The organism is Pseudoalteromonas sp. APC 3694, assembly GCF_030407565.1.
GTDB classification, from domain to species: Bacteria; Pseudomonadota; Gammaproteobacteria; order Enterobacterales; family Alteromonadaceae; genus Pseudoalteromonas; species Pseudoalteromonas tetraodonis.
This window is the reverse complement of sequence record NZ_JASDDE010000024.1, coordinates 26,787-48,846: the sequence shown is the minus strand read 5'-3', so window position 1 is coordinate 48,846 and position 22,060 is coordinate 26,787. Positions and strand designations below refer to the sequence as shown.

Genomic DNA, 22,060 nt, shown 5'->3' with positions numbered 1-22,060 from the left:
TTAATTCCTTATAGCTAATTCAGTGTGAGTAAAGCCCCAAAAAAATCAACAGGATAATATAGTATTAGCCAATTTTGTTCAATTACTGATTCCGACAAAAGTACTAAAATTCGTGTTTAAATCTTTTAGCTAACTCTTACTTATTTAATAAGTATTAAAGTAAATACTCGCATTTTACTTAGGTTTAATTAAATAACCCCTTAAACCAACTCCAAACCCCAAACGAATACCCTGCAAAAATATCAATGCCTAATGCCGATTTAAGTAAATATAAAACCAACAATGTAAATAAAATAATAAAAGTAGCTGCGATGCTTAAAATTAATGCTTGAGTAAACCTTGCTACTTTTTGCTCTTTTGCGCTTAATTCACGCCTGTTTCGACCTGCTAAAAAAACATAGTAATAACGGTATTTAAAAAACTTAACTACGCCTCTGCAATCAACAGCATGGTTACCCCACTGCCTAGCACCAATGGCTATTTTTAAATGCGCTAACTGTTCATCAGTAAATGTAGTTTGAATGTTTTTAGGCATTCTCTCCAGTAAACTTCTAATAGCTGGATCTTGCTGTAAGTTCGACAAAAAAACCTCAAATTCAACGTGATTATTAATTGCCAATTATTTTAAACAACTATTTGATAATAAAAAGCCAATTAAAAGTTAATTGGCTTTCATTTGCTAAAAGTACTTTTATTTAAGTGTACTAGAGCGGTAAGTATTATTATTTAACCAGCTTGGCAACTCTACAGTTGGTACTTTACCATCTTGACCAATATTTGTTTGATGAAACGAATGTTGATTCCAAATGCGGGTTGCATTTTTCCATGGCAGACTACCTTCAACTGATCCGTAAACCGTTACACCATTATTTATGTTGTACTCGCTCTTGGAGTTATTTGAAGTAACAATCAGTTCAGCATCATTATCACCTGCTAAATCAACTACAATCGGATATTCCCAAAGAGCTAACGTGGAATTTTCTACTTTAGCTAATTCAGAGCCATCAAGACCATTTAAAACTCTAACACTTAGACGATTTTGCACTATTACTTCATCGATACCATCGCCGTTAAAATCGAACGCGCTAACGCCAAGCCTCCAGCTTGTACCCTCATTTATTACTGACCATACTAGTTGTCCGTTTTTGTCGTACATATCAACAGCATTTTCGCCAGCATGTACTATTCCTATATTATTCATTCCTAGGAAATTTGATACAGCCTGTACGCCACCTCCCAAATTAGTGGGATTTGTTACTTGCCATTTAACATTGCCATTATGTTCAAGTACTGTTAGTTGTCCTTCGTTAGGATTTGACGATGGGTTACTAACGACAATTTCAGGTTCAAGGTCGTCATCTAAATTAGCTACGGCGCTAAACAACATTGTATCTGGTTGACCATACTGCCATAATTGAGCACCATTAGAGTCGTGTAAACCACCATCAACAAATATTTCCTGATTTCCATTATTGTTAGAATCAAAACTCATAGAACCAATAGCAGCAACACTAGTTAAAAACATAAAACCAGTTTCATAACTAAATACGTTATTACCAACAACAATTTCAGCCTGTCCATCATTATTTAAATCACTAACAACAATTGAACCATTAGGTTTACCAAATTTTATAAACTCTTTTTTAACTTCACCGAGGTGATTAATTACCTGTACAACGTCTGACGTCTGATCATTTGTAATTATCTCTACAAAACCATCACCGTCTAAATCTGCTGCTGCTAAAGAATGACGAGTATCGCTAAATACGCCGCCGTTTGCATAATTCCATAATTCAGTACCATCAACCCCACTTAAAGCACGAACTAAACCGGTCTTATAAAAAAGGTTGTCTTTGTAAGTAGTAACCACAATATCTGAAACATCTTTGTTATCAATAAAGCCATCACCATTATCGTCATTAAGCTGGACAACAATAGGTGTTGAGATAACTTGATTATATTCAGGTAAAAAATCGCTTGAGTTCCAATTCCACTTTTCTTCTAAAGCGAAAGGCTTAATTGGTTGAGCTACTGATGGTAAATCACCATTAAATTCGCCACCTAACAATGCCATAGAACCATAAAAACTTTGGCCAATAATTGGCATTTTAGCGGTACCGTAAACACCCCTAACATCAGCATAGGGCGCTAATATTACACCTTGCCAACGATTGCCTTTAATATCTAGCTTTTGAGCATTAGTAAAGTTGAACACGGTTTTACTCGCATGGTGGCGTAAACGTGCAAAGCTTTTACCTTTTACAACTATGTTATCATCACCTGTAATATTAAAAATTACAGTGGCATCCGCAGGAATACCCCATACTTTAAAAGTATGCGCTTTAGCAAAGTCACGAGCATCTAAATTAAATACTTGTCTATCAGAGCTTCCATCACCTTGTAAATAAAGGCCACCCCATTTACGGTACACTGTACCTGTTTCATCCAGTTCACTTAATTGTGTACTTAAATCTTTGTAATATTGCTCTTGCTCATCAAAGTTAAATGGTAATGCCGTCTCATCTTGATTAGAAAGTATTTTAGAGCCCCACTCCATACCCCAACGAACACTCCAGTGAACATCAGTACCACCACCAGCGATCATACTACCTACATATTGGCGACCATATTTAAAGTCGATGGTAGATTCACTAATTAAGTAATATTCTTCAGGGCTGTATGGGCGAGTGTAACCCACGCTGTAACCTTTAAGATCAATTTCACCTGCTGCAATTGCACCATCTGCACGGCCAAAATTCGATTTAAAATCATTAAAAACAAATGCAGAAAAATTATTGGCAACGCCTAAATCTGCAGCCAGTGTTGTAGAGCTGGCTAAAGAAAGTGCGATCACTGCACTTACTTTTTTAAATTTTAGTAATGAGTTCATCATTTTATCCCTCGAAAATGAAAAAGTGCATCATAGGCACCAAGTTAAAGTCATTTGTTTAATGAAAGTTAATTCATCCAGTTCTTGGTGAACATTATATACACAAATAAAATCAAAAGGAACAGAAAACACTACAAAAGTACTAATTTAAAGTAAATGAAAGAGGAACAAAAATTAAAATCAATAACTTACAATAAAATAAGAGCTGAAATAAGTTAAAAAAAACAAACTTTAAACACTAAAGTATCACTTAATGTAAATACAATGTCAAAAAGAAAATATCTTCTCTTTAATGAATAACTAGAGAGATAAGTATAAATACGAAAATACACTGAGATCGAACGTAAAATCTTATGGACGTATAAGCTAGGAATACTTAATTTAATAATTGCAAGTAGAAAATAATTTTTGTGGAGGTTTAAAAGTTAAAGATTTAGCTTTTATAAACCTCGTCTTAATAATTGCTAAAGAATAAAAAGACGGGGTTTATAAAAGTTACTTTACCTCATAAGAAAAAAGGCAATTATTATGAATGCCTAAGCTTTAAAGTAATTTTTTATAGATACTAATACTTTATCGGCCAATACCTTTGCATTTAGAAAGCTATTACTCTCGGTATAACACCTTAATTCAGGTGCGTTACCCGAAGGTCTTATATGCACAACATCCTGATTAGTAAAGGTTAAACGTAGTCCATCTATATCAATAACGTTAGCTATTTTTAGTCCCTCTAAATTTAAAATCAATAAAAGTTTTTCTGTTTCTTGCTTCCCTAAATTAATAATAGATGAGCTCAATCCTTTGTCGATATTTTGTAACCTATCGCTATAGGTAAAACGATGAGGCAAAAGTTCTACCGCTGAAGAAAGCTTCTGTTTGCCAAAAAAGCTTAACACTGCTAACACAGGCAACAATGCATCTCTTGTAGCTAAACGAGTGATTTTTGTATTTTCTATATATATATCAGAAGCTAATAAAAACCCGCCATTAGCTTCAAAACCGGCAACACTACTGTAATCTTCTTGAAGCGCTTTAAATGCCTCAATTACGTAAGGAGAGCCAATTTTTGTACGTATTACTTTTTTAAAAAAATCGATTTGCTCTATAGTACTAATACAACTTACCGGGACTGAAAGTGCTTCTATGCCTAAACTTTTTGCTGCGAGTAAACACAAAACATCTCCAGTAAAGTAATTTCCATTTTCGTCAGCTAGTAATGGTCTATCACCATCACCGTCGGTTGAAAATATAGCATCTAAACCATACTCTTTAGCCCAAGCTTTTGCTTGCTTTCTATCAGATTCGCCTACAGCCTCAGTATCTATTGGTATAAAATCATCACTATAACCAAGGCATATTACTTCTGCGCCTAACGCTTTAAACAATTCAGGATATAGTTCTCTGCCAGCACTAGAGTGTTGATAGACTCCAATTTTTTTACCTTGCAATAAATCGTCAGAAAAAACGCCTAAGTAGCGTTTTAAGTATAATTCATAAGCTCTTTTGTTTAACTCAGGTAATGGCAAAAGTACTACTGTATCAATATTAGCTTTGGCCGATAAGATCTTACTCTCGTCTGTCTTGGTAATTTCACCTGTTTTGGTGTAAAACTTTAAACCATTGCGATCAAAAGGAATGTGACTCCCTGTTACCATTATTGCCGGTACGGAATCCTCTTGAGATTTAAAAGCAAGGGCAGGCGTTGGTATAACTCCGTAAAAATCAACCTCAACACCCATTGCTCTAGCAGCACTAAAGCATGCTTTAGCAATTGCAGGACTACTTGGGCGATTATCAATTGCTAATGCAATTCGTTTTACCTCGCCTTGAGTGCTTAAAAATGCCAAGGTAAAAGCAATGCAAACTTCATTTGAAAACTGTGTTACCAATCCTCTGGCTCCTGAAGTGCCAAACTCAATGCCGCTTTGTTCAATAAGAATCGAACTATCCATAGTGCCCTCTAAATATAATTACTATCAAATTACCCATTTTTATGTTCGGCCGTATCTATCTTCAAAACGAACTATATCATCTTCGCCTAAATACGAACCAGACTGCACTTCTATAAGTTCAAGGTTCACTTTACCAGGGTTTTCAAGTGCATGTACCGAAGTTATAGGGATGTATACGGACTCATTTTCTGTCAAGTATTGCTCTTTTCCGTCTAGGTGAACTTTTGCTGTACCCGAAACCACGATCCAATGCTCTGCGCGATGATGATGCATTTGAACCGACAACTTAGCACCTGGTTTAACTGTTATACGTTTTACTTGAAAGCGTTCACCGTTATCAACCGAGTCATATTTACCCCAAGGGCGATAGACTTCCCTATGAAAAGTAGCTTCGCTTCGGTGCTCATCTTTTAGCTGCTGTACTATTGCTTTAACTTTTTGTGATTCATTTTTATGTGCAACTAATACAGCGTCTTTAGTATTTATGATTACTAGGTCTTCAACGCCGACTGCTGCTATTAATTTGTCATCGTTATAAACTAATGTATTTTTTGTATTTATTGCTTTTACATCACCATTAAATGCATTGCCACTTTCATCTTGTTTTGATACTTCCCACAAAGCAACAAAACCACCTACATCGTTCCACCCTGCATCCATAGGGACAACAACTGCATCTTTGGTATGTTCCATCACTGCATAATCAATAGACTCATCTGGACATGCTTCAAACGCCGTTTTATCAACACGAATAAAATCCATATCATCACTCTGAACTTTCATCGCACTTGAACATGCTGAATAAATATCAGGGCGGTATGTTTTTAATTCTTCTAAATAGCGACTCGCTTTAAATATAAACATGCCACTATTCCAGTAATAATTACCACTTTCTATGTACTGTTCTGCAACATCCAAACTTGGTTTTTCTACAAACTTATCAACTACAAAGCCTGTTTGGTATTGTTCACCTCGTTTAATATAACCATAACCGGTTTCTGGCTTATCTCCAACAATACCAAAAGTGACTAGTTTTCCTCTCTTAGCCAACTCTGCACCATTTTTAACACTTTCCTGAAATGCTATTGGATTTTCAATAACATGATCAGCTGCAAGCACGAGTAGTAAAGCATCTTGATCATTTTCTATTGCTTTTAGAGCTGCTAAAGCAATAGCTGGAGCTGTATTACGTCCGACAGGTTCCAAGAATATACCTGAATGCTGAACATCTAGTTGACGTACCTGCTCAGCGGCAATAAAGCGATGTTCTTCATTACAGATAAGCATAGCTGGCGAATGCTCAATGCCACTTAAACGTTTGATTGTTTGTTGTAGCATTGTTGTATTTGAATCATCCAACGCTAAAAATTGTTTTGGATAATTGCCACGTGATAACGGCCATAAACGAGTACCTGAACCACCTGCCATAATTACTGGTAATATCATTATTATTCCTTTTGATATTAATTAATAAACTTTTTTCTAAATAAAAAATAAAGCACTAAAATTAAAGGGAGAGCAAAAGCCGAAAATAAAAGAACATTTAAAGCGGCCTGTAAATAGTTGCTTGGAAAAACATAAGCTTGCTCAAAAAAGAAGAAATTAGTGTATGGAATTAAAATAATTAAACTTATACTTAAAAACTTAAAATCAAGCTTAGCTTTAAAAACATTGTTATGTAATACATAAAAGCATTGTAAGTAATTAATAAAAAAAGAAAGAGTTAACAAACCACAAAGAACTAAAACGTTACCTAAGTAGATACCAATTAAAATTGCTAATATATTTAGAAAAGAAGAAAAAACGCCACACTTAAACATGTCCTTTGTCGCACCAAAAGCTTGATAAATTCCACCTGTAGAACTTAAAACCATTTGCAATGGAATTGTTACAGCGAGCACTTGTAATATAGGAATAGTTTGACCCCATTGATTTCCAAAGAGGATAAATATTACATCTTTTGCATTATAAAATAATATTGTAGATGCAAATATACCCAAGAGACTTAATTTAAAGGCCACTTTGTAAAACTCATTTTTTACAATTTCAGGTGTATCCTTATATTTGGTAAGCACTGGCTGTAATGCAGGTGTAATAGCAAAAGTGAACATTTGCAAAGGGTAGCGCATTAACTGATAAGATTTTTCATAAAACCCTACAGTTGCAACACCAAAATATCTAGCAATAAGTATGGTGTCTAAATTTCTTGAAAAATAGTTCACAACATTGAAAGCTAATTGAAACTTAGCAACACCCATTAAAGAGTTTATTGATTTTACTTTACTTCCAAGAAATGGCCTACCAACACCTGTTTCGGAGCTAAAATAATAATATGCAATAAATCTAATAATAGCGACTGTAACTATTTTAATACCTAAAGCCCTTTCTTCATAACCATTAAGATAAGTTATATAACAAGCTAATAAAGACATTAGCTCAGCAAAAATCTCAGCTCTGGCAACTAATATAAACTTAGTATCTTTTTGTAATGAAGCAAGAGGCATAATACTAGATGCAGAAAAAACTATAGAAATTGCTAAGATGATATTTAAAAAATAATCACTATCAACTCTTAATAAAGAAAAAATAGATGGGCTCAGCAATAAATATATAATAGTGGCAAATATACCGACTAATAATGTGGCACTAAATATTCCATCTCGCTCACTAACCGAGATTTCATCTTTATAAACTATCGCAGAGTTTAATCCAGATGATGAAAGCATCTGAAAAAACATGACAAAAACTTGAATAGCTGCAACTTTACCAAACGTCGCGGGATCGAATAACCTGCTTAAAATCATAAGCGATATAATTTGAATTAAGTAGGTTGCATACTTTCCAGATAAGCTACTTAATATTGCACGATTCAACTTCTGAGTAACACTAATCTCGATCATAATTTGAAAAATTCTTTATAACTAAGAACTACCTTTTCAAAATCATAATTTAAAGAATAATTAATCTTTTTACTTATAAAGTCTTTTTTCGAAAGAGCCACAGCTAAGCTTTCGAATACATATTCTTCTGCGTTAATATACTTAAAAAAAGAATTAACCTTGTTATCCCAGCCTATAGCAAAACAAGGAATGGAAAAACTTGTTGCTATGATATTTGCATGAAGTCTAAAGGCAATAAGTCCTTTTGTATTTCTTATAATATTTACAAGTTCAACAGTTGTACGAGGCCTTTCGGCAACCTCAAAGTCTAATAACTCTGAATCTAATATCGGTAATAGTTCAGAATGAAGATACCTTTCATCTTCTGTTGCACCATTTGTAAATAAAATTGCTCTGAACCCAAGATTATTTATCATCTTAATTATCTCTGAATAGTGAAGACTTTTGTTATTCTCCCTTAAACTCAATTTATCTGCGGAGTAATTCAGCGCATTCAGATCAGCAATTCCTACCCCAATAAAATTTTTATCGTCTTTTCTTTGCTTACTTTCAGTATATTCTTTTACATACAAAGACATTAATGCAGGGTCAGGTAATATAATACTATCTGTGTAATCAAAATACTTAGCCAAGTTTTCCTTAGATAACTCATCACGAACACTAACTAAAGATACAGTGTGTGAACGAAGGACTCTTCCCATTAGCGCCTTGCTTATCCAGTTCCATTTATTAGCAACACCAACAGAGATGATTTTTGTAGGTATATTATATCTTTCAGCAACCCTTATTAAAAAATACAACTTTATCGGAAAGTTAAGGTCTACATCGCTAATTAATTGGCCTCCTCCAACACATAGGAGATCAGCATCCTTAATCCTTTTGCTCAGATATTTTCTACCCTTAGTTAAGTATTTGAGAGTAAAAAAAGTTACAACAAAAAGTTGCCTAATAATCTTTGGTAATGACATAAAGAAATCAAGTTTATTTTCTTTATTTACAGATGTAGAAACTTCTGTTCTGTAAGATATGTCACAAATTGTTACTTCACAGTCAGATTCTCTGAGTAAAAAATCCTCTAAATTATCTGCAATTACACCATCACCTAAGTTGTCCGAATATGGGACTGCCGCTATAGTTACTTTCATCATTAATCTTCTAGTATTATGCTTTTTAGTTTGCTTGCTAAATTGTAATTGATTAAATCAACTTCCACTTTCTTGTGATTTTGGTATTTGGTTATAAAATCTAAAAATAGTTGGGGATTTTCTTCGTTTAACATTAAAATCAGCGGATTTAACTTTATCTCTTCAGCTATTTGTAACTGATGATCGTCAGAAAATTCATCAAATTTTTTCAACCTCGGAATTATCACTGTCGGCGTATTATATTTTAAAGAATTAAAAATACTGCCAATGCCACAATGACTAAAAACTATATCGCAGTTCTTATACAGTGACTCAGATTGATCCCTAGAGTAAAAATCTCTCTTTTCTCTGTTTCCCGTCAGCTCAATCGAATTTGTATTACCATACTGCAAATAAACATCAAAAACTTCAGATACACTTTTCAAACAGCTTTCAACTAAGTTTAACATCCGACTAAACTCAAAGTGGCATGTTCCGGTCGTTACATATATTGAACGTTTTCCCATAATACTCTACTCCTTGATACTTGTTAGCTACGTTTTCCCATTGGCACATTATTTTAGTAGCCAACTTAAATTTATATAAAAACTTCGCCGTATTAGACAATTCAACAACTCTTGATAATGTATCCAAATAGATAAACTTGATCCCTAAGACTTTTGCTACAATAGCAAAAGGAATACAAATAGGACCTCCGGTACTAAAAATTGCCGCGGGGTTAATTTTTTTTATAATTCGGTAGGCTTTAAAAACATTTTTTATATGGATTAAGGGGTTAAATTGAGTGCTATTAATAATCGTTACAGATTTAGCACCTAACTCTGCTTCAATCTTTATTGATGTTACTAAATGGAACTCATCAAATACACTCATAACACACATAGCTTGAGTTAAATGGCCACCTGCATTAACGACTGTAAGAATTCTACTGTTTTTCATTTATAGACCTATTTTCTCATTTTAATCAGTTCAGCTGGTACACCACCAACAATACTATACGGTTCAACATCTTTCGTTACGACAGAGCCTGCGGCAATGATTGCACCATTTCCTATAGTGATACCTGGGAGCACAACTACATTACGACCTAACCATACATCATTACCAATAATAACTTTTTTTTCTTTTTTATAACCTTGAAGTGACATTGGCAGTTCTATAGACTCGAACTCGTGCATACGGCTTAATATTGATACATTTGGAGCTATCATTACATCATCGCCTATTTTCACACTTTCTAAATAAACATTTTCATTAATTCTTGCGCCTTGCCCTATTTTTATTTTATTCGCCCGACCAATATATACATTTGAACCAATCATTGATTGATTACCATTTTTATCTAAAATCTTCAGAATATTATGAAGATACCAAACTCTTATATTAGAGAAGATAAATGTAAAACGTGCCGATGGGAGCTTAGAAAGTAAAATATAGTAAAAGAAAAGCTTTAGATTATTTAACACTGTTTAGTACCTTTAAATAATGACTGGCAACAACTTCACCAGTGAACTTTTCTAACTCACCAGCTTTATTGATTGACCAAATATTATCTGAAAATTGTTGGTAATTTTTTTCCAACTCTAAAATACCAAGTTTAATTTCATCACTGCTTTGACATGTAAGTTTTACACCGACATCAAGATCATCTAAATGCCCATCAACCCCAGTGTTTTTCATATACATAATTGGGCATCCTGATGCTAAAGCCTCAATGTAAGCCATTCCAAATGTTTCATTTATAGCAGGCATTAGAAGAGCCTTAGAATTTTTTAATCTTTCAATTAGCTTTGGATGAGGTAAAACACCTATTAAATTTATATTATCATTTAAAGAAAGCTCTTTAATTTTGTTTGAAATAACTTTTTTGTCATGAAGATTCCCGCCTCCAATAATATCTAGTTTTATAAATATATCATCGCTTTTGAGAGCATTGATTGCCTCTAACAAAGGGATAATGCCTTTGCGCTTATACTGATGAAAGCTAACGATTGATATATAATTTGAATTAATATTATTAATCCTTTGAGGAATAATATGATCTATCTCACATATGTTAGGAAGCTTGCTAGAAGGAGTCTCTGCTTTTGCTATTTTATACATAAACTTTTTTGCCCAAGGACTAACCCAAAATATATGCTTTGCACGAGCAAAAACTTTTTTGAATAATGGTTCACAATCCTTCAACCTTTTTATGTTATTTAAATCACTACCACCACGAACAGAAACAACGAAAGGAACCCCTGAATATTTACTCAAATAAAACGCAAAAATACCTTCAGTGGTCAGCTTATGAGCATGTATTAAATCAAAATCTTTTAGCTTTAATTTTTTTGTTAGGTACATTGCACTAATTTTAATTTGCAGCCTATAGATAAAAGCAATAGGCAGTCCCCAAAAAACAATTGATACACCTCGTTCAAAGCCTTTCAATGACATAGAGAAAGGATTACTGCTTCTATTTATGGATAGTACAAAATTTACAATACCTTGATCTAATTCTTCAACTCCATCGATTAAATTTGAAACTGCTTTTGTGTGTGGATAATCTCTACCGTCAGGAAAGTCTTGATGTATATGTAATATTTTCAATTTTTTTCTCTAAGAGCGCTTTCTATTAAGTTAGTCATATTGCTTCTAAAAGCCTCATTGGAGAACTTTTCTGCATTTTTTCTTACCTCATTAGGATCGAATTTATAACTACTAGATTCAAAGGATTCTACAGCCTCAATCAAACATTTGGTTGTTTGCTTTTTAAAGTGAACGCCACTAATCCCATGATTAACCGTTTCTAAACAACCGCCTTTTCCAAATGCAATAACGGGTGTTCCACATGCCTGGGCCTCAACAGGGATTATTCCGAAGTCTTCTTCAGCAGCAAATACAAATGCTTTTGCCTTTTGCATATTTTTTAACATCACTTCGTCTGACTGGTATCCTAAAATTTCTATATTGTCAGCATTACCAACAATATCTTTAATTTTTTGCATTTGGGGGCCATCACCTATAATTTTAAGCTGCTTTGTTGGCATTTTTACAAATGCCTCAGCTATTAAATCAAGCCTTTTGTATGGCACTAGGCGCGACGCTGCAAGATAGAAGTCTTCTTTTGTTGTTTCCAGTTTAAATTTTTCAATATTAACTGGAGGATAGATAACTTCAGCCACTCTTCTATAGCATTTATAAATTCGTTTTTTAATAAATGAAGAGTTTGCAATGAATGTATCTACGCCATTAGCCGTTCTCGTATCCCAAATTCTAAACTTATGTAAAAAATAGCGAGCTATTATTGATTTCAACCCCTTATCATTGCCACTTTCTTTTAAGTATTGCTCTTGCATATCCCATGCATACCTTGCTGGTGAGTGGCAATAGCTAACATGAAGTTGATCAGGACCCGTTATTACACCTTTTGCAGCAGAATAACTCGACGATATGACAAGGTCATAACTAGACAAATCGAATTGCTCGATAGCAATTGGGAAAAGTGGAAAATAATTTCGGTACATTTTTTTGGCGAATGGCAGCCTCTGAATGAAAGATGTGTGTATTTTTACCGATTTAAGCCAAGTGCGATCTTCTTCGGGTAAATAATCTACTAACGTGAAAATGTCAGCTTTAGGATAAAGCTCAAGTATCTCATTTAAAACCTTCTCAGCCCCACCGTTAACTACTAACCAATCATGTATAATTGCAACTTTCATAAGATCAAATCCTTTTAATTAACTTTTTTATAGGGAATATAGATTTAATTAATGACTTGAGTCTATATTTGCCATAAAAGAAATACTTATACAAAGTTAACCAAACTATAATCTTTTTGATATATCCCCATTCTTCGAGATTAAATGTGATAGATACTAACTGAGCGTGTATATTACCAATTATGTATGATATATTTTGCTTAGTTCTTCTATCGTCACTTAAACTCTTACTATTAATAAGCTTATTTATTACGTATTCATAGGCTTTGAAATTCCCAACCTTAACCTGCGAAGTCATTATAGACTCTGAGCGTATTCGTCTGTAGTAGATAACATCTGTAGTTGATTGGACAGTATTCGTTTGAGGAAAGTTTAACAATTGACTTGTAAATAAATTATCTTCATATGTAGTTTGCTCGAAAAAAATATTCATGTATTTTTCTTTTTTAAAAAAGTACATACATGCAGAACAAAAATAATTTTCTCTTAGCATTATATTCAATATATCTACGCCTGTGAGTACTTTATGATTCAGAGCTTCTGGGCGAGAATAATTTACATGGTAGTTTGTTGTGGAGTCAGTATCACCTATGAATGGCTGCCCACTGAACAACAGAATGTCTAAATCTTTAGATAATGCTAATTTCAAATTTTTATTTAAGTTATCATTGTTAATTACATCATCTGAGTCCAGATACATTATGTATTTTTTTGTTGCTAACTTAGTACCCATATTTCTAGCAGAAGATAAGCCTGAGTTTTTTTGTGAGTAAATTTTTACATGTTCATATTTACTGTAATTTTCATTGATAATTTTTAAACTATTATCAGTAGAACCATCATCTATTAGTATTAACTCGTGATCAATTCCACTAAGTTTTAGTACTGAATTCACACACTCTTCTAGGTATTTTTCAACGTTATAAATTGGAATAACTATACTTAACGACATATCTATCCTTGAAAGTTTTCATTAGACCTATTTTTAACTATGCAGTTAAAGCAGGTAATTATTATTAAAATAAACATCATACTATGCTGGTCTTTGAATAAGCTTGACTCTGTTAAGTTGTGAACAAGTAAGAAAAAGCAAAATATTTGCCCCGATGGGTTTGATGAGTTTTTTATTGCAGCAAATACAACAAAAAAACAAGCTAACGTCCCATAAAAGCCTACTTGAGATAATAAATCTATAAACCCATTATGGGTAGTTGTTACATACGGAAGGAAACTATACTCAATATCGAACAAAAAAGGGACTACGGGTGTGTTAAAAAACGTCCCATACCCGAATCCAAAATTAAATTTATCAAAAAGTATAAGGCTTTCATAAACAAGCGACCAAATAGTTCCTCTCCCAGTCAAGGAACTAGGATCCATATAATTAGCTACGCTATCAAACGTAAAAAACAAATGCGTTACATATGGGTATAGAATGAAGGTAAAAAAACCAACAAACAGAATTATGTAATTGATTCTTTGTATCGTAAAAGTTTTCTTGTTGATAAATAAAATCGGTGTTAGCAATAACCCAGCCAATATTATAGTTTTGCCAAGCGATAAGACAATTAATAAAACTGACAGAAAAACAATTTTTAGATTAGCTTTATTACCAGATACGTGACATGAAAATACATACAAAATTAACAAACCGGTCATGTTAATACAAAATCTATTTTTTGAAAAGTTGATTCCTGCAAATGCACCATTTAGATTGAATGCTGTTCCGTTTACAATAGCTAAAAGTGAAAAGCCTAAAAAAAATAAAATTGATATTGTTATACTTTTATGAAAAGTACCTTCTTTGTATGCAGAATATGTTGATAATATTACACAATGAATAAATAAAATCTGAAAAACCCCTCTTTTTAAAGATAAAAAACTATAGTCAGAAGAAAGGCTTGAAGAGATTATAAAAAGTAAAGGTAACATAAAGATTAAAAAAGATTTAATGTAATCATTTAAAGAACATACATACCCTTTAATAAATAAAAGTGAATACAAAGAGAAGACGGTCAACCAAAAAAATTGCTTGATATTACTCCCACTTGAAAGCTTATCTATTTTATTATCTAGATCAATATCTAAGAGCAACCCTCTAGGTCCAAACTCTGGTGTTAAAACCCCAAAAATAAACAAAATTATAACGAGTAAACCATATCCCAGTACAAACTTTAAAAATATATTTAGTAAATTATTTATCTTTTCAATCATCACAAATATGGCTCAGTTAAATATAGGTAGTAACCAGAAACTAATCACTTCCGAATAAGTCCCGCGTATATATTTTTTCTACAACATCACTTAAAGCCTCTTCCATTCTATTTGCTACTATCACATCGCATTTAGTTTTAAATTCTGCTAGATCATTAATAACTTTAGAGTTGAAAAAATCACTTTCGTTTAATTCGGGTTCATAAACGACGACTTCAATTCCTCGAGCTTTTATTCTTTTCATTATCCCTTGTATAGAAGATGCTCTAAAGTTGTCAGAACCTGACTTCATTATAAGTCTATATACGCCTACTACTTTTGGGTTTTTATTAATAATTGAAAAGGCTATATGATCTTTTCTTGTAGTGTTCGCGTCTACGATTGATTTTATTAAACTATTTGGGACGTCTTCAAAGTTAGCTCTTAATTGTTTAGTATCTTTAGGTAAACAATAGCCACCATAACCAAATGATGGATTGTTGTAATGGTTACCTATTCTTGGATCTAAACAAACGCCTTCAATGATTTGCTTTGAGTCTAACCCATGAGTTTCAGCGTAGGTGTCTAACTCGTTAAAGTATGAGACTCGCATTGCTAAATACGTATTGGAAAATAATTTGACAGCTTCAGCTTCTGTTGAGTTAGTGTAGAGAATTTCTATATCTTCTTTTATAGCTCCTTGAGCTAAAAGTTTGGCAAAAACCACAGCCCGTTCAGATTTTTCACCTACAATTATTCTTGATGGGTATAAGTTATCGTGTAAAGCTTTGCCTTCTCTTAAAAATTCGGGCGAAAATATAATATTAGTGTGACAAAATTTTTGTTTAATTCTCTTGGTAAAGCCAACAGGGACTGTAGACTTTATTATCATTATTGCCTTAGGATTTATCTCGATAACATCTTTGATTACTGCTTCAACTGAGCTTGTATCAAAGTAGTTATTTTCAACGTTATAATCTGTCGGTGTTGCAATTACAACATAATCAGCATTCTTGAATGCTCTATGTTTATCTGTTGTAGCCTCTAAATTTAATTCTTTACTTGCAAGAAAATCTTCAATTTTATCATCTGAGATAGGAGATATTTTATTATTTATTAGCTCTACTTTCTCTTGTAGTACATCAAGAGCTATTACTTCATTATGTTGTGCTAATAATACAGCATTTGACAAGCCTACATAGCCAGTACCAGCGATAGTGATTTTCATTTTAAGTCCTTGAAATATATTAAACTACGCCATTAATTGCTTAACGCGCTTTGTAAACTCTTCACCTATTGTGCTTGATTGCATTGCGTATTCTACGTTTGCAAGCAAGTAACCTAATTTTGAGCCGCAGTCGTGTGACTTACCTTTTAAATGATACGCTTCAATTGTTTCAAGATGACGTAACTGTAGTAATGCATCTGTTAATTGTATTTCGCCGCCAGCTCCTGGAGGTGTAAACTCGAGTAAATCCCAAATAGCGGGTGATACAACATAGCGCCCTGTTATGGCTAAATTACTGGGTGCTTCGTCATTATTTGGTTTTTCAACCATGTTGGTAATGGCTGCATTTTCACCAGGCTGGATTTTTTTACCTGCTAAATCAACCACGCCATAGTTGTGAACTTCGTCCTGTGGGACAGGCTCAACCATAATTTGATTATGCTGGGTGCGCTCAAATCGGTCGATCATTTGCGCTAGGTTATCAACCTTTAGGTTTGACTTATATTGATCGATAATTACATCGGGCAATAAAATAGCAAAAGGGTTACTGCCAATGATTGGGCGAGTTTCAAGTATTGCGTGGCCTAGGCCTAACGGCGCCGATTGACGAACCGATATAATGCTTACATCTCTTGGGATTATTGAACGAACTTCTTCTAGCAGACTACGTTTTACACGCGCCTCTAGAGTGGCTTCTAGTTCAAAGCTAGTATCAAAATGATTTTCTATTGCGTTTTTAGAAGCATGGGTAACCAGTATAATTTCTTTAATACCGGCTTTTACTGCTTCGTTTACAACGTATTGAATGAGAGGTTTGTCGACTAGTGGAAGCATTTCCTTTGGCGTTGCTTTGGTAGCTGGTAACATACGGGTACCCAAGCCTGCAACAGGCAAGACTGCTTTTAATACTTTCACTTCAATTCCTTTTATAGTTACTTTTGTTATAACGTAGTTATTTATAAATGCCGCTGCGAATAGCGAGTTTTAAACATTACAAACTGTATGGGCGGGTATTATACACAACACAAACAATCGCTCAATATAAAAAGCAGCCTTTTTGATTGTTTTAGGTTAATTTTTTGTTAATGATTTATTTTTGCTTTTTTTGTAATCTATCAATTTACTTTCAATGGGAATATAATAGCTTTGTTAACATTTTAGGGATGGGATTTGTGCGCGTTGGAATTTGCATAATTATATTAGTGTCTTTTTTTGCTTGTGCACAAGACATGCTTTTGCATTTGCGTAATAGCGATATAATTACCCGTGCCAAACAGTTTTACGGCGATGCAGGCCACCAACGAATAAAAACGTGGCTTAGTTTTATAGATGACTCTGCCGATAAGAGCGAATGGCAAAAAATTCATTTGGTTAATGACTTTTTTAATAAGCATATAAAGTACAAAACCGATGACGAACTTTGGCAGAAAAAAGATTACTGGGCCACTCCACTAGAAAGCTTAGGTGTGGGCATGGGTGACTGTGAAGATTATGTTATTGCTAAATATTTTACTTTAATCGCTTTAGGTATCCCAGAAGATAAAATACGCTTTATGTATGTACGCCAGCGTACGGTTAATCAACCTCACATGGTGCTTATATACTTTGAACAACCAAACCAAATACCGCTGGTGCTCGACAATTTTAATACAAAATTAGTGCCTGCTAGTAATCGGGGCGATCTAAAACCTATCTATAGCTTTAATGGCCAAGGTTTATGGTTAGCCAAATCGAAAGGGTTAGGTAATAAGGTTAAAAATAGTCGTGGCGTTTCTGCTTGGAACACTATGCTAGAACGAATTGAACAAGGTGAGCTTGCGCCCGCTAATGGTAACAACAAAGGAACTAGTAGTTATGTCTCGACTCTTTAAACATGGATTGAGTTTAAAAACCCAAGTATATGGCTTGATCATATTAATTTCGGTTATTTCATTTTGCGTACGTGTTATCACCGATGTGGATACAACCCGTAATTATTTACAAACGCAAATGGCCAGCCATGCGCAAGACACCGCTACCAGTTTAGGGCTTTCGATATCACCTTATTTAGAAGACGACAGCCTAATGATTGCACAAACGATGGCAACCGCTATTTTTGACTCTGGTTATTACAGCCAAATTAAATTTACTGACGTGCAAAACAACATCGTTTTTGAATTACAAAACCCTAAGCGCGTTGAATCAGTTCCTAGCTGGTTTATAGGTGCTGTTGAGCTAAGTGCACCAACTATGCATTCTGAAATAAACAATGGTTGGATGATGGCAGGTACACTTGATGTAACCAGCCATACTGGGCAATCTTACCTTACATTGTGGCAACACACACTCCGCAGCTTATATAGCTCATTTTTGCTATTAGCAGCATCGCTGGCTATTGCATTTTTAATTTTACGCGCAGTATTTAAGCCGTTAAAAGCAGTAGAAGACCAAGCCACTTTAGTTACTCGAAAACGCTTTACCTTAAATAAAGAAATACCAGTAGCACGGGAGCTTCGCACAGTAACCCAAGCCATAAATAACATGGTTATAAACTTACAAAGTACGTTTGATTCGCTGACCAAACAAACACAAGCGCTTACTGAAGAAGTATACATAGATTCGTTAACGGGGTTGGGTAACCGTAAGTCGTTTGAAAACCACTTTAATTCTGTTGTAAATAATATTACTGACGATGCGCCAATTACTGCGTTGATGCTTACCCTGCCCTCGTTAAATAATATTAACCAAGTGGTAAGCTACCAAGATGGTGATCAGCATGTACTTGATGCAGCAAAAATACTTAAACAGCTTGCTGATGAGTTACCAAATTCAACTATATTTAGGCTTAATGGGGGTACGTTTGTATTACTGGCCCCATATGACGTTTTATTTTTAAATAAAGCCCGCCTAGACCTCATTGATAATTTAAGTCAAAAAGAAAACAGCTTACATATAAACGGTTACGCTAATTTAGCCATTGTTGGCGTTGAGCAAGGAGCGAGTTTAGGTGAAGTGTTATCGCTACTTGATACTGGTTGCACTATAGGTGAAGACACTACGTTTGATAAAAACGATAAAGAGTCATTATTTAGTGTTAACCAATGGCGTACCTTAATTAAGTCGATTATAAATGCTGGCGAAGTGAGTTTTTCGGTGCAACCTGTTAAACAAGCTAATAAAACTGATTCTCAGTGTTACTTTGAGGTATTTGCACACTTTATTCATGAAGGCGAAAAGGTAAATAATGGCCACTTATTCGCGATGGCTGAAAAGTTAAATTTAACCGAAGAACTCGATAAAAAAATTATACGTAGCTTTATAGATGTAAAAGAGCAATACCCAAATGATGTATTTGCACTTAATATTAGCAAGGCATCCTTGTACTCAACTGACTTTATACAATGGCTCACCCTTTATTCGCACACTAAACCGGTAATTAAAACAAACTTAGTGTTTGAACTACATGAAATTGGTTTGCTTTATAACGTGCATGTTGCGTCTTTACATATAGATGCAATTAAAGAGCTGGGTATTAATGTGTGTATTGAACACTTTGGTACTAGCTTAACGTCGTTTAGGTATTTACAAGGTCTTGATATTGAGTATGTAAAAATTGATGGTAGTTATATTCAAGATTTAGTAACTAACCCACAAAGCCAATTTTATATTCAAACAGTTAATAATATTTGTCATGGTTTTGGTATTAAGGTTTTAGCCTGTTTAATTGAAAAAACCGAGACTTTAGAAATTCTCGAATACTTAGGATGCGATGGCGTACAAGGTAATTTAATACTGCCACCATCAAAAATTATTAAATCTAATGAAAATGGCGTAAATAAAGAGTTTACTTTTTGCACCGATGCGCTAAAATTTTGCAATTAGTACTCAACCAAGGGACGAGAAATGAAAAAATTAATTTTAGCTGGCTTAGTAGCTAGTGCGTCTGCTCTAACTGCTTTGCCAACCTATGCACAAACGGATAATAATGCTGTGGTTCAAGAAGTGAGCATAAATAGCATTATTGATATTCTTAATAACGTAACAGCAGATACTACGCCAGAGCAATTACGCGAAGATTTAGTAGAAGCGATTAAACGTATTTGTAAAAATAAAGAAAAAATCAAGCTAGACGAAAAACTGCTTAATGGCGCTTGTGGCGCTGCTGATATAGATGCAATGGTTGCTGCTGTTGTGGCACGTTTTGGTGCAGACAATCCATTAATTTCTGACTTTTTAGCTGCTCTTTCGGATGCTGGTTTAGATACTGATGCAATTACCCTAGCAGCAATTACCGCAGGTGTTGATGCAACAACCGCTTCTGAAGCAACTGCTGCAGGTCCTGGTACTGGCCAGCCAGCTCCGCCAGTAGGCAGCTTACCAACATTACCAACACCTCCAGGTTCTGGTGGTACAGGCGGTGATAACGGTATATCTGAAGTCGGTAACTAGTTTTTACTATTAGTATATTTAAACGCAGCCAATTGGCTGCGTTTTTACTTTGTTTGAGTTTATTTTGAATCGTTTTATATTCTTTCTTATTTGTTTGACCCTATTTTTACTCCCTCTTCCTTTAGGTAGTTACAGGCCTTGGGCGATTTTAGCTATTGGTATTTTAACTAGCTTTACCTTTATTACTCACTTGGCAAACAGTGTTTTAAATAACCACCAAGCACTTTTCCCTCCTCGATATACTTGGCCATTATTTACTGCCTTAGGCATTGTTGCTTTGGTGTGCGCGGTTCAGTTATTTGGCGTAAGTGTTGATGCTTTTCAAACCAAACAAATGTTATTAAAAACCAGTTTTTTAATAATGTTGAGCTGGTTAATATTTAATTACTGTAATAATGTAAATCGTATTAAAAAATTAATTTACGCCGTCATTTGCGCCGGTGTTTTTCAGGCTTTGTATGCTAGTTACTTAAACTTATCGCCCGATATTGTTAGCCCTTTATTTGGCTACAAACACACCGACAGAGCGATTGGTACTTTTACCTATTCTAACTTTTTAGCTAACTATTTAGCGCTGTGTTTATGCTTAGGCATTGGTGTGTTAATTAGCGAATTAAAACGCACTAACAATGGCTATAAACCTACTTTAAAACAAACGCTACGTGCTTGGGCTGAGATTATATTAAGCTCTAAAATCATTTTACGTATATCGTTAATTATTATTATTGTGGCGCTTATTTTAACTCGTAGCCGTATGGGTAATTCGGCCTTTTTTATCGCCTTAATTATAGTGAGCTTACTGGCGCTGTTTGTTTATAAGCAAAAGCCTAAAGCATTTAAATTGCTGATTGTGAGCTTTTTCATAATCGATTTAATCATCATTGGTGCCATTTTCGATGTAGAAAAAGTAAAACAACGTATTAGCGAAACCAGTTTACAATCAGAAACTCGCGATGAAGTTGTACGCGACTCAATCCCACTAATTTTAGATAACCCGTTATTAGGCTCGGGCGGCGGTACTTTTTACACTGCGTTTCCTGCATATCAGTCTGAGCCCTACTCTGGTTATTACGACAATGCGCACAACGATTATGTGCAATTTGCAGTTGAGCTGGGTATTCCTACTACGGCGTTATTGGGGCTGTTAGTGGTTTATTGTTTATGGTTATGTATTAATACTATGCGAACGCGCAAAACGGCCCTTTATCAGGGTGTGGCGTTTGGTTGTGCTACAGCTATTGTGGCAATGATGCTGCATTCGTCGGTTGATTATTCGCTGCAGGCGGGGGCTAATTCTATATTGTTTATCGTGGTGTTATGTTTAGCTTTATTAACCAATAAGTTACCGGCACCAAAACGGATTAAAAAACGGCGAAGTGAAAGTTAACGGGCTGCGGGGAGCGAGTCACGAGCCTAATCCCTAACACCTGTTCTGTCTTCTCATTTACTACTCATTCACTTCTCTCAGTGCAATAAGATCTTTAAGAAAAGTATGCACAAAGAGGGCTAAGAGACGCTGCGCTTTTAGAGGTTAAAGTCGAAAGTTATCGGGCTGCGGGGGTCGGGTTACGGGCCTAATCCCTAACACTTGTTTTATCTTCTCATTTACTCCTCATTCAC

19 protein-coding genes are annotated in these 22,060 nt (G+C 34.5%); 4 read left to right on the top strand and 15 right to left on the bottom strand.

The features are described from left to right. Positions 1 to 184 precede the first annotated feature (184 nt). From QMA00_RS10180 to galU, 15 genes are all read right to left on the bottom strand, one after another. Positions 185 to 535, bottom strand: a complete 351-nt coding sequence (locus QMA00_RS10180; RefSeq protein WP_290157082.1) for a 3-phosphoshikimate 1-carboxyvinyltransferase — start codon at positions 533 to 535, stop codon at positions 185 to 187. A 156-nt stretch (positions 536 to 691) separates the two neighbouring features. Then, on the bottom strand, positions 692 to 2,890 hold the full coding sequence (locus QMA00_RS10175; protein ID WP_290157081.1) for a choice-of-anchor A family protein: 2,199 nt from the start codon (positions 2,888 to 2,890) through the stop codon (positions 692 to 694). A 536-nt stretch (positions 2,891 to 3,426) separates the two neighbouring features. Beyond that, positions 3,427 to 4,842 (bottom strand): phosphomannomutase, encoded by a 1,416-nt coding sequence (locus tag QMA00_RS10170; protein ID WP_290157080.1) that lies wholly within the window; start codon positions 4,840 to 4,842, stop codon positions 3,427 to 3,429. 39 nt (positions 4,843 to 4,881) lie between these two features. After that, the gene (locus QMA00_RS10165) at positions 4,882 to 6,288 is read right to left on the bottom strand and encodes a mannose-1-phosphate guanylyltransferase/mannose-6-phosphate isomerase (protein WP_290157079.1); all 1,407 of its coding nucleotides are present in this window, start codon (positions 6,286 to 6,288) and stop codon (positions 4,882 to 4,884) included. A 17-nt stretch (positions 6,289 to 6,305) separates the two neighbouring features. Then, on the bottom strand, positions 6,306 to 7,742 hold the full coding sequence (locus QMA00_RS10160) for an oligosaccharide flippase family protein (protein ID WP_290157077.1): 1,437 nt from the start codon (positions 7,740 to 7,742) through the stop codon (positions 6,306 to 6,308). Continuing rightward, positions 7,739 to 8,890: a polysaccharide pyruvyl transferase family protein gene (locus tag QMA00_RS10155; protein WP_290157076.1), complete on the bottom strand. Its 1,152-nt coding sequence runs from the start codon at positions 8,888 to 8,890 to the stop codon at positions 7,739 to 7,741. The genes QMA00_RS10160 and QMA00_RS10155 overlap by 4 nt, the downstream gene beginning before the upstream one ends. Further along, on the bottom strand, positions 8,890 to 9,393 hold the full coding sequence (locus QMA00_RS10150) for a glycosyltransferase (protein WP_290157075.1): 504 nt from the start codon (positions 9,391 to 9,393) through the stop codon (positions 8,890 to 8,892). The genes QMA00_RS10155 and QMA00_RS10150 overlap by 1 nt, the downstream gene beginning before the upstream one ends. Beyond that, a complete protein-coding gene (locus tag QMA00_RS10145; RefSeq protein ID WP_290157073.1) occupies positions 9,347 to 9,826 on the bottom strand; it encodes a hypothetical protein in 480 nt (159 codons plus the stop codon). Before QMA00_RS10145 ends, QMA00_RS10150 begins: the two co-directional genes overlap by 47 nt. A gap of 8 nt (positions 9,827 to 9,834) precedes the next feature. After that, complete coding sequence (locus QMA00_RS10140) at positions 9,835 to 10,353, bottom strand: CatB-related O-acetyltransferase (RefSeq protein WP_290157072.1); 519 nt, start codon at positions 10,351 to 10,353, stop codon at positions 9,835 to 9,837. Then, complete coding sequence (locus QMA00_RS10135) at positions 10,343 to 11,479, bottom strand: glycosyltransferase (RefSeq protein ID WP_290157071.1); 1,137 nt, start codon at positions 11,477 to 11,479, stop codon at positions 10,343 to 10,345. Before QMA00_RS10135 ends, QMA00_RS10140 begins: the two co-directional genes overlap by 11 nt. After that, positions 11,476 to 12,591 carry a glycosyltransferase family 4 protein gene (locus QMA00_RS10130; RefSeq protein ID WP_290157069.1) on the bottom strand — a complete coding sequence of 372 codons (1,116 nt, stop codon included), beginning with the start codon at positions 12,589 to 12,591 and terminating at the stop codon, positions 11,476 to 11,478. Before QMA00_RS10130 ends, QMA00_RS10135 begins: the two co-directional genes overlap by 4 nt. A 4-nt stretch (positions 12,592 to 12,595) precedes the next feature. Next, positions 12,596 to 13,543: a glycosyltransferase family 2 protein gene (locus QMA00_RS10125; RefSeq protein WP_290157067.1), complete on the bottom strand. Its 948-nt coding sequence runs from the start codon at positions 13,541 to 13,543 to the stop codon at positions 12,596 to 12,598. A gap of 2 nt (positions 13,544 to 13,545) precedes the next feature. Continuing rightward, positions 13,546 to 14,805 (bottom strand): O-antigen ligase family protein, encoded by a 1,260-nt coding sequence (locus tag QMA00_RS10120; RefSeq protein WP_356947893.1) that lies wholly within the window; start codon positions 14,803 to 14,805, stop codon positions 13,546 to 13,548. Between the two features lie 40 nt (positions 14,806 to 14,845). After that, the gene (locus QMA00_RS10115) at positions 14,846 to 16,012 is read right to left on the bottom strand and encodes a nucleotide sugar dehydrogenase (RefSeq protein WP_290157062.1); all 1,167 of its coding nucleotides are present in this window, start codon (positions 16,010 to 16,012) and stop codon (positions 14,846 to 14,848) included. Positions 16,013 to 16,036: 24 nt separating this feature from the next. Continuing rightward, the gene (gene galU, locus QMA00_RS10110) at positions 16,037 to 16,927 is read right to left on the bottom strand and encodes a UTP--glucose-1-phosphate uridylyltransferase GalU (RefSeq protein WP_290157059.1); all 891 of its coding nucleotides are present in this window, start codon (positions 16,925 to 16,927) and stop codon (positions 16,037 to 16,039) included. A 257-nt stretch (positions 16,928 to 17,184) separates the two neighbouring features. Here galU and QMA00_RS10105 point away from each other — a divergent pair, with 257 nt between their 5' ends. The 4 genes from QMA00_RS10105 to QMA00_RS10090 all read left to right on the top strand — a co-directional run bounded on the left by QMA00_RS10105 (position 17,185) and on the right by QMA00_RS10090 (position 21,827). Beyond that, entirely contained in the window at positions 17,185 to 17,883 is a 699-nt protein-coding gene (locus tag QMA00_RS10105) for a transglutaminase-like cysteine peptidase (protein WP_041695853.1), read from the top strand. Next, a complete protein-coding gene (locus QMA00_RS10100; RefSeq protein WP_290157056.1) occupies positions 17,867 to 19,873 on the top strand; it encodes an EAL domain-containing protein in 2,007 nt (668 codons plus the stop codon). The genes QMA00_RS10105 and QMA00_RS10100 overlap by 17 nt, the downstream gene beginning before the upstream one ends. A 21-nt stretch (positions 19,874 to 19,894) precedes the next feature. Continuing rightward, complete coding sequence (locus QMA00_RS10095; protein ID WP_033103299.1) at positions 19,895 to 20,440, top strand: hypothetical protein; 546 nt, start codon at positions 19,895 to 19,897, stop codon at positions 20,438 to 20,440. Positions 20,441 to 20,504: 64 nt separating this feature from the next. After that, positions 20,505 to 21,827 (top strand): O-antigen ligase family protein, encoded by a 1,323-nt coding sequence (locus QMA00_RS10090; protein WP_290157053.1) that lies wholly within the window; start codon positions 20,505 to 20,507, stop codon positions 21,825 to 21,827. Positions 21,828 to 22,060: the final 233 nt, after the last annotated feature.

Excerpts from the sequence above, each read along its gene's own strand:
- QMA00_RS10150 (WP_290157075.1), bottom strand. The coding sequence starts at position 9,393 with ATGGGAAAACGTTCAATATATGTAACGACCGGAACATGCCACTTTGAG.
- QMA00_RS10125 (WP_290157067.1), bottom strand. The coding sequence starts at position 13,543 with ATGTCGTTAAGTATAGTTATTCCAATTTATAACGTTGAAAAATACCTA.
- QMA00_RS10180 (WP_290157082.1), bottom strand. The coding sequence starts at position 535 with ATGCCTAAAAACATTCAAACTACATTTACTGATGAACAGTTAGCGCAT.
- QMA00_RS10170 (WP_290157080.1), bottom strand. The coding sequence starts at position 4,842 with ATGGATAGTTCGATTCTTATTGAACAAAGCGGCATTGAGTTTGGCACT.
- QMA00_RS10130 (WP_290157069.1), bottom strand. The coding sequence starts at position 12,591 with ATGAAAGTTGCAATTATACATGATTGGTTAGTAGTTAACGGTGGGGCT.
- QMA00_RS10165 (WP_290157079.1), bottom strand. The coding sequence starts at position 6,288 with ATGATATTACCAGTAATTATGGCAGGTGGTTCAGGTACTCGTTTATGG.
- QMA00_RS10155 (WP_290157076.1), bottom strand. The coding sequence starts at position 8,890 with ATGATGAAAGTAACTATAGCGGCAGTCCCATATTCGGACAACTTAGGT.
- QMA00_RS10115 (WP_290157062.1), bottom strand. The coding sequence starts at position 16,012 with ATGAAAATCACTATCGCTGGTACTGGCTATGTAGGCTTGTCAAATGCT.
- QMA00_RS10120 (WP_356947893.1), bottom strand. The coding sequence starts at position 14,805 with ATGATTGAAAAGATAAATAATTTACTAAATATATTTTTAAAGTTTGTA.
- QMA00_RS10175 (WP_290157081.1), bottom strand. The coding sequence starts at position 2,890 with ATGAACTCATTACTAAAATTTAAAAAAGTAAGTGCAGTGATCGCACTT.
- QMA00_RS10100 (WP_290157056.1), top strand. The coding sequence starts at position 17,867 with ATGTCTCGACTCTTTAAACATGGATTGAGTTTAAAAACCCAAGTATAT.
- QMA00_RS10160 (WP_290157077.1), bottom strand. The coding sequence starts at position 7,742 with ATGATCGAGATTAGTGTTACTCAGAAGTTGAATCGTGCAATATTAAGT.
- QMA00_RS10145 (WP_290157073.1), bottom strand. The coding sequence starts at position 9,826 with ATGAAAAACAGTAGAATTCTTACAGTCGTTAATGCAGGTGGCCATTTA.
- QMA00_RS10095 (WP_033103299.1), top strand. The coding sequence starts at position 19,895 with ATGAAAAAATTAATTTTAGCTGGCTTAGTAGCTAGTGCGTCTGCTCTA.